Origin of the sequence: Francisella noatunensis subsp. noatunensis, from assembly GCF_009823375.1 — a bacterium.
Lineage (GTDB): Bacteria > Pseudomonadota > Gammaproteobacteria > Francisellales > Francisellaceae > Francisella > Francisella noatunensis.
On sequence record NZ_WBSX01000096.1, the window covers coordinates 1 to 7,120 of the forward strand.

Genomic DNA, 7,120 nt, shown 5'->3' on the forward strand with positions numbered 1-7,120 from the left:
GTGCTATTGTAACAATGGTCGATAGAGCTAGCAGATTTACTATTTTAGCCAAGTCTATAGATAGAACAGCTAATTCAATCAATAGAATATTGTACAAAGTATCTAATGGTCATAAAATATTAACAGCTACATTTGATAATGGTAAAGAGTTTGCTAAACATAAGAAGCTAACTAGCAAGACTGGCATCAAAGTATTCTTTGCTGATCCATACAGTCCTTGGCAAAGAGGTACTAATGAAAACATGAATAGGTATATCAGACAATTTATACCTAAAGGTACTAACTTTAACAATATATCTCATCAATACATTAGAAGTTACAGATAGACTTGAATAATAGACCTAAGAAATGTTTAAATTACTTGACACCTAATGAAGTACATTTTGGTATCTCTATAAACATTGAGAATACAATCTAGCTTTTATTAATAAATTATCCAATCTGAACTATATAGAATCATATAAAGGTAGATTTGGTGGTGTATCAATTTCGCAAGCTACATACAATATAAAACTATCAACTATTGTTAAAGAACTAGAACCGATGAACATTGTAGAATGCTTTGACAAGGATAAAGCAACCTGTCCATTAATACCAAACTGTAAACTCAAATTTATACTAAATTAAGCAAGCAATGATTTTATAGCACGATTGAGTGACTATAGATTTATTGATATATGCAATATTGTACCTTAAATCAAAATAATGAATAAATCTTTAGACTATATTTTTATATCTTCACTAGCAACTATCGTCGCATTATCTTGACTAGAGATTACATAGAACTTACTTGGATTAAGTTGTTTTTTATAGTCATCAAAAACTAGAGGGCTATGCTCTTTAGGTTTATCTTTTACTACAAGAATGTTTAGCTGATTTGAGTTATTCCAATATTTAACAAATTTATCAAATTTCATTAAATATTTATCTACATTTGATTTAGGGAACTCTCTAACATCATCTAACTCACCTTCATCATTAATAATAATTACATTACGTTTAGTGTAGAAGATAATGTCATAAAAGCAATCACTCTCAAAAACTTGAGCATTTGGATATTTCTGATATATTTTAGATACTTCTTGAGCTGTCTTATATTTAGAGCTTGTATCAAAATAATCTCCTAGTACATAACCCAAATTTGCAACAGTCATCATCATAATACAAGTATAAGCAACTAATTTATTTACTGAAAAAGTGTTTAATTCTTTGATTAATTTGATCGTGATTACAGTAGCTATTATTGCAATTGCTAATAAGATTAAGAAATATTTATAGCCAAAAATCCAATACTGAGGAAGGCATAAAAGAGCTATAGCTACAATAGGAAGCAGAGCAAAAATAAAGATAATAAATTTAAAATTTATCCCATCCCACTTATCAAATTTTTGTAAATCTATGCTTTTAAAGTAAATAGCTACAAGTATTGATAATGGTAGGATTAATGGTGCTAAATAGCCAAACAAGAAAGACTTAGAGATTCCAAAAAATATAAATATAAATGTCGCCCAAATAAATAAAAACCACTTATCTGAATTTTGCTTACGATTTTCGAAGGCTTTTTTTGAAAAGAAGCTTTTAAGTACTTTAGGCAAAAATAGAGTCCAAGGGAAAAAAGCTCCCATAATTGCTAACAAATAAATAATTTTAGAAACTTCTCTATTTTGCTCATCTGTTGAGAATCTAAGTATTTGTTGCACTACTATATAATAATAAGCAAAATTAGGATGGTACTTGTTCAACTGCAAATATCCATAGTAACGAAATGACTGCTACAATTACTAAGCCAAGATAAAGCCTAATATCAAGTAGCCTTTTATACTGTCCCATGATAACAGAATATAAACCTACTATAGCCATAGGAAAAACTATTCCCATTAGTCCCTTTGGTCATAACAGCTAATCCAGCAAATATAAATGCTAAAATAAGCCAATATGTACTTTTCTTGTAGTCATGATCATATTTAAGGCTTACCTAATAACTAAGCATAGTCATATTTAAAAATACTGCTATAGCCAAGTCCATGTTCAGATATCTACCAACAAATAGAAATAAAACTGTACTTAGACTTACTCCTACTGATAATAATGCTGTTTGACGGCAATCTAATACTTTGCGTACTGCGATATATGTAAAAATTAAACATATGCCTAGTAATACAGGATTTACAAGTCTTGCTCCCCATGTATTCTCGCCAAATATGCTCATAAATATACAAGTAATCCAATATACTAGCGGAGGCTTATGAAAAAATATTATTCCATCTATATATGGAACTATAAAGTTATGATTTGCAAGCATCTCTCTTGCTACTTCAGAATATCTAGTTTCATCAGGAACATAAAAATTAGCTACGCCATACATACAAAAAGCTACAACCATTGTAGCTAAAATTAGCAAAATATCTTTAAATTTGTTATTTATTGGGATTAATTAACTTTGATTTTCTTGGAAGAACTTTTTAGTAAGACAAATAGTTTTTTCGATATCTTCATCACTATGAGCAATTGATATAAAACCTGCTTCATAAGCAGATGGTGCTAAATATACATCATTATCAAGCATATATGCAAAATATTGATTAAACATTTTAAGATTAGTTTTACCCAAATCTGTAAATGTATTAACAGCAACCTTTTCACTACAGAAAAATAGTCCAAACATTCCACCTAAATATTTCGCATGGAAATTAAAATCATAAACTCTAGCAGCCTCATTTAATCCATCAACTAATTGTTTAGCTTTAGCTTCTAATTTAACAAAAAAGTCATCTTGTGAAACTTTTTCTAATGTTTTGATACCAGCTGCCATAGCAATTGGATTGCCTGATAAAGTACCTGCTTGATATACTGGTCCAGCTGGAGATACTTTTTGCATAATTTCTTTGCGACCTCCAAAAGCACCTACTGGCATACCACCACCAATCACTTTACCTAATGTTGTCAAATCAGGCTTAACATCATAAATACTTTGAGCACCACCTAATGCAACTCTAAAACCAGTCATCACTTCATCAAAGATAAGTAAGCTATTATTTTCATCACAAACTGATCTAAGCTTAGCTAAGAAATCATCTTGTGGGAAAATCATATTCATATTACCTGCAATAGGCTCAACTATTATACAAGCGATTTCATCTTTGTATTTTTTAAAGAGAGCTTGTATTGAGTCTATATCATTAAAACTAGCAACTAAAGTATCCTTAACTACATCTTCTGGTACACCCGGAGAATTTGGCTGTCCTAATGATAGTGCTCCAGATCCAGCAGCCACAAGAAACTCATCTGCATGTCCATGATAGCAACCTTCAAATTTGATAATTTTATTTCTACCTGTATATGCTCTTGCTAATCTAATAGCACTCATTGTCGCTTCAGTACCGGAATTTACGAATCTAACTTGTTCAATATTTGGCATAAGTTCAATTATTTTTTTAGCTAGTTCAACTTCTTGCTTGCATGGAGCTCCATAACTTAGACCATTTTTTAACTGACATTGTATAGCTTCAAGAACATCATCATCACCATGACCTAAAATCATTGGTCCCCATGATCCGATATAATCTATATATTTGTTCCAATCAATATCATATAAATAAGCACCTTTCGCTGATTTTATGAATCTTGGAAATTCTTGCCCAACACTTTTAAACGCTCTAACTGGAGAGTTGACTCCACCAGGTATATATTGTAAGGCCTCTTGGAATAAACTTTGAGAGTTAATTTTATTTTCCATATTCTTGTTCCTGTCTCATTTTATTTATTTTTTTCTCGACTGCTTGCATTAGTAAGCTTGCAGCATTAACTTTGGTAGCTTTATAGATTTCTTGGATACCTGTTGGACTAGTAATGTTAACTTCTGTTAGTTTATCTCCTATCACATCTAAACCAGCAAACATTACCCCTTCTTTTTTTAGTTTTTTAGCAACTTTTTTAGCTATTTTATAGTCTTGCTCCTGAAGTTCTCTTACTTCAGCTCTAGCTCCAGCTGCCAAGTTACCACGATTATCACTATCACTAGGAATCCTAGCTAAGAGATACTTAATAGGCTCTCCATTGACTATCAGAATTCTCTTATCACCATCTTTTATTGCTTCTTGATAATCTTGTACCATTATATATCTGGTTTCATGATGAGTTAGCGTTTCAAGGATGACGTTCTTGTTTTTGTCGCCATCTTTAATCCTAAAGATAGAGCTGCCACCCATTCCATCAAGAGGTTTAACAATAATATCTTTATGCTCTGCGTAAAACTGATTAATCTGTTTATAGCTTCTAGTTATCAAAGTATTTGGTGCAAATTTAGGATAATTTGAAATAGCTACTTTCTCATTAAAATCTCTAAGTGCTTGTGGATTATTTACGATTAATACTCCATATTTTTTCGCCAAATCAAGCATATATGTCACATATATATATTCCATATTAAATGGCGGGTCTTTACGCATAAAAATACAATCAAGATCTAACAGCGATAAATCATGATGTTGAGATAATATTTCATACCAAGATTCCTTTGCTTTATGGATTTTTATCTTAAGCGCATCACCTTTAGGATTACCATTAATTATAGATAAATCATTCAAATAAAAAGTATAAATTTCCCAGCCTTTATCTTGAGCTGCTTGTAGCATCATATATGTGCTATCTTTTGAAATATTAAAAGAGTTTAAGTTATCTATTATAAATCCTACTTTCATTATTTATCCTATTTTATACCCGATATATTTATCTAAATCTTTACCATTTAAAATATCTGCAATATTTAACATTTTCTTGTTGGGAAATTGTAATTGCTTAAATCTAATTATCTTGTCATTTGTAGCAATATCAAAACCATTTTTAATTATATCTATAATTGCTGTAACTTCATCATTTGCTGACTTTTCTAGTATCTCAAAATCACCTACTTTGACTTGCTCACCTTCTAACATAAAAAATGCTGATGGCCATGGAGTAAATGCTCTAATATGACAACTAATTTTTTCGACAGATTTTGTAAAATCTATAAGACCTTCTTGCTTAGTGATCTTATGTGCGTAACTAGGCTCGCCTTGCTGAGGTTGCGGTTTGATCGTATCAATATTTTCTAAAGTTTCTAATAATGGTTTTATTGATAGCTTAGCAAACTTATCATGTAGTGATTGGGATGTATCTGTATCTTTTATCTCAACTTCTAGAGTATTTAATATATCTCCAGTATCAAGTCCTGCATCCATTTGCATTATACAGATTCCAGTTTTAGAGTCTCCTGCTTGGATTGCTCTCTGGATAGGTGCTGCGCCACGCCATTTAGGAAGTAATGAAACATGAATATTTAAACAACCATATTTAGGAATATCCAAAAACTCCTGAGGCACTATAATTCCGTAAGCTATCACAACTATGATATCTGGTTTTAATTCTTTAATTTGCTCAAGTACTTGAGGGTCTTTCTTAAAAGACAATGGTTGAAAAACTGGTGTGTTGTTGGCTATAGCGACTTCTTTGACAGGTGAGAATTGTATTTTCTTACCACGCCCTTTTGCTCTATCTGGCTGAGTAAGCACCGCTTGAATATTATGCTGTGATTGATATAAGTCTTTTAGAACTTGCGCTGAAATATCAGGAGTTCCAGCAAAAACTATATTTAACTTTTTCATTGTTACTAATCTCTAAAAGCGTATGCTCGTAATTGAACACTACTTAATTCAGTAATTTGACCCTCTGGGAATAGACAAACGTATTTTATCTCATGTGCACCATTTTGAGCAGCTAATTTTACAGCTTCTCTAATATTCTCATTACATAATTTCTGAAAATCTCTCTCTTGATCTACACCTATTACTACTCTTATTTCACCTATGTTATCTTGTGTATCTGTTTGATAACATAGATTAAATATTCTGACTTGTTTTGGATCTGTAGCTGGCAATTTTGCACTATATTTAGGTAAATATATACCTTTTGGTTCAGGGGTATTCTTAGAAACAAAAAAATATATACAAGATATAAAAACTATAAACAATATACCAACATACATCAAATTTTGACTTAATCGACTCATTAAAAATTAAATATTGCTCTAAACTAGCTAGATTTTAACACATCTAGTCTATATTGGCTAAATATTAAGTTATATTACAAACAAATTGAAAATCATAACCAAAACCATTATCATATTTATAAATTTAAATATATATTTGTTTCAATATGTTGTCTATCACAAATTTTCTAAAAATAATTTCTGATAAAAATAGATTAATTATTTTATATGTATTAAACAAAAATACTCTTTGCGTATGTGATATCCAAAAACTTATCTCATTAACTCAAGGAGCGTTATCAATACAGCTAAAAAATCTTGTAACTACTGGATTACTAGAATCTTTTAAGCAAAGCAAATGGGTATTTTATAAACTAAATAAAAATATTCCAAAATATCAGTTAAATATTTTAAATGAGCTTTTCAAACAAGTAGATAAAGACGAAGAAGTTCAACAAATAATATCTAAACTAGAAATTTCTGAAATTTGTAGAATTTAAGGAGTGATAATGAAATTAAAGTTTCTCGATAGGTTTCTGACCTTATGGATATTTTTAGCTATGATTGTGGGTATCACCATTGGATATACTCTACCAGAAGCTAAAAATTTTATATCAAAATTTGATATTGGATCAGGTAATTGGTTAATAGGATTAGGCTTAATTGTGATGATGTATCCACCACTAGCAAAAGTTAAATACTCAACAATGCCTAAAATATTTAAAGATACTAAAATTTTGCTTTTATCTTTAGTTCAAAACTGGCTGATTGGACCTATCCTGATGTTCATCTTAGCAGTTATTTTTTTCCATGACCAACCTAGCTTTATGATAGGACTAATTTTAATAGGGTTAGCTAGATGCATTGCTATGGTAATTGTGTGGAATGATTTAGCCAAAGGATCTAGAGAATATTGTGCTGGATTAGTTGCATTTAATAGCTAGATTGTATTCTCAATGTTTATAGAGATACCAAAATGTACTTCATTAGGTGTCAAGTAATTTAAACATTTCTTAGGTCTATTATTCAAGTCTATCTGTAACTTTCTAATGTATTGATGAGATATATTGTTAAAGTTAGTACCTTTAGGTATAA

At 30.4% G+C, this 7,120-nt stretch carries 9 protein-coding genes and 3 pseudogenes; 4 read left to right on the plus strand and 8 right to left on the minus strand.

Features of this window, described 5'->3' with window-relative positions; genetic code table 11:
* Together F8C69_RS07855 and F8C69_RS10735 are read left to right on the plus strand one after the other, a co-directional pair.
* Positions 1–418, plus strand: a pseudogene (locus F8C69_RS07855) (IS30 family transposase); the annotation flags it as partial.
* A gap of 32 nt (positions 419–450) precedes the next feature.
* Complete coding sequence (locus F8C69_RS10735) at positions 451–627, plus strand: helix-turn-helix domain-containing protein (RefSeq protein ID WP_236352401.1); 177 nt, start codon at positions 451–453, stop codon at positions 625–627.
* A 95-nt stretch (positions 628–722) separates the two neighbouring features.
* On the opposite strand, the gene F8C69_RS10740 is transcribed toward F8C69_RS10735, so the two are convergent.
* The 7 genes from F8C69_RS10740 to fvfA all read right to left on the minus strand — a co-directional run bounded on the left by F8C69_RS10740 (position 723) and on the right by fvfA (position 6,046).
* The gene (locus F8C69_RS10740; protein ID WP_234384235.1) at positions 723–1,742 is read right to left on the minus strand and encodes a hypothetical protein; all 1,020 of its coding nucleotides are present in this window, start codon (positions 1,740–1,742) and stop codon (positions 723–725) included.
* On the minus strand, positions 1,723–1,878 hold the full coding sequence (locus tag F8C69_RS10745) for a hypothetical protein (protein WP_234384236.1): 156 nt from the start codon (positions 1,876–1,878) through the stop codon (positions 1,723–1,725). The genes F8C69_RS10740 and F8C69_RS10745 overlap by 20 nt, the downstream gene beginning before the upstream one ends.
* A gap of 97 nt (positions 1,879–1,975) precedes the next feature.
* A complete protein-coding gene (locus F8C69_RS10750; RefSeq protein ID WP_234393291.1) occupies positions 1,976–2,365 on the minus strand; it encodes an ArnT family glycosyltransferase in 390 nt (129 codons plus the stop codon).
* A gap of 69 nt (positions 2,366–2,434) precedes the next feature.
* Entirely contained in the window at positions 2,435–3,736 is a 1,302-nt protein-coding gene (gene hemL / locus F8C69_RS07870) for a glutamate-1-semialdehyde 2,1-aminomutase (RefSeq protein WP_159184809.1), read from the minus strand.
* The gene (gene gshB, locus F8C69_RS07875; RefSeq protein ID WP_159184810.1) at positions 3,726–4,700 is read right to left on the minus strand and encodes a glutathione synthase; all 975 of its coding nucleotides are present in this window, start codon (positions 4,698–4,700) and stop codon (positions 3,726–3,728) included. Before gshB ends, hemL begins: the two co-directional genes overlap by 11 nt.
* A 3-nt stretch (positions 4,701–4,703) precedes the next feature.
* The gene (gene fmt / locus F8C69_RS07880) at positions 4,704–5,642 is read right to left on the minus strand and encodes a methionyl-tRNA formyltransferase (RefSeq protein WP_159184811.1); all 939 of its coding nucleotides are present in this window, start codon (positions 5,640–5,642) and stop codon (positions 4,704–4,706) included.
* Between the two features lie 5 nt (positions 5,643–5,647).
* Positions 5,648–6,046 (minus strand): Francisella virulence factor A, encoded by a 399-nt coding sequence (gene fvfA / locus F8C69_RS07885; RefSeq protein WP_159184812.1) that lies wholly within the window; start codon positions 6,044–6,046, stop codon positions 5,648–5,650.
* A gap of 146 nt (positions 6,047–6,192) precedes the next feature.
* Here fvfA and F8C69_RS07890 point away from each other — a divergent pair, with 146 nt between their 5' ends.
* A complete protein-coding gene (locus F8C69_RS07890; RefSeq protein WP_159184813.1) occupies positions 6,193–6,525 on the plus strand; it encodes an ArsR/SmtB family transcription factor in 333 nt (110 codons plus the stop codon).
* 9 nt (positions 6,526–6,534) lie between these two features.
* Positions 6,535–6,966, plus strand: a pseudogene (locus F8C69_RS07895) (arsenic resistance protein); the annotation flags it as partial.
* On the opposite strand, the pseudogene F8C69_RS11455 reads toward F8C69_RS07895, so the two are convergent.
* Positions 6,966–7,120, minus strand: a pseudogene (locus F8C69_RS11455) (IS30 family transposase); the annotation flags it as partial. The pseudogenes F8C69_RS07895 and F8C69_RS11455 overlap by 1 nt on opposite strands.

Bases quoted from the DNA above. Each gene is read 5' to 3' on its own strand.
- F8C69_RS10750 (WP_234393291.1), bottom strand. From the start codon at position 2,365: ATGTATGGCGTAGCTAATTTTTATGTTCCTGATGAAACTAGATATTCT.
- gshB (WP_159184810.1), bottom strand. From the start codon at position 4,700: ATGAAAGTAGGATTTATAATAGATAACTTAAACTCTTTTAATATTTCA.
- fvfA (WP_159184812.1), bottom strand. From the start codon at position 6,046: ATGAGTCGATTAAGTCAAAATTTGATGTATGTTGGTATATTGTTTATA.
- F8C69_RS10745 (WP_234384236.1), bottom strand. From the start codon at position 1,878: ATGGGAATAGTTTTTCCTATGGCTATAGTAGGTTTATATTCTGTTATC.
- fmt (WP_159184811.1), bottom strand. From the start codon at position 5,642: ATGAAAAAGTTAAATATAGTTTTTGCTGGAACTCCTGATATTTCAGCG.
- hemL (WP_159184809.1), bottom strand. From the start codon at position 3,736: ATGGAAAATAAAATTAACTCTCAAAGTTTATTCCAAGAGGCCTTACAA.
- F8C69_RS07890 (WP_159184813.1), top strand. From the start codon at position 6,193: ATGTTGTCTATCACAAATTTTCTAAAAATAATTTCTGATAAAAATAGA.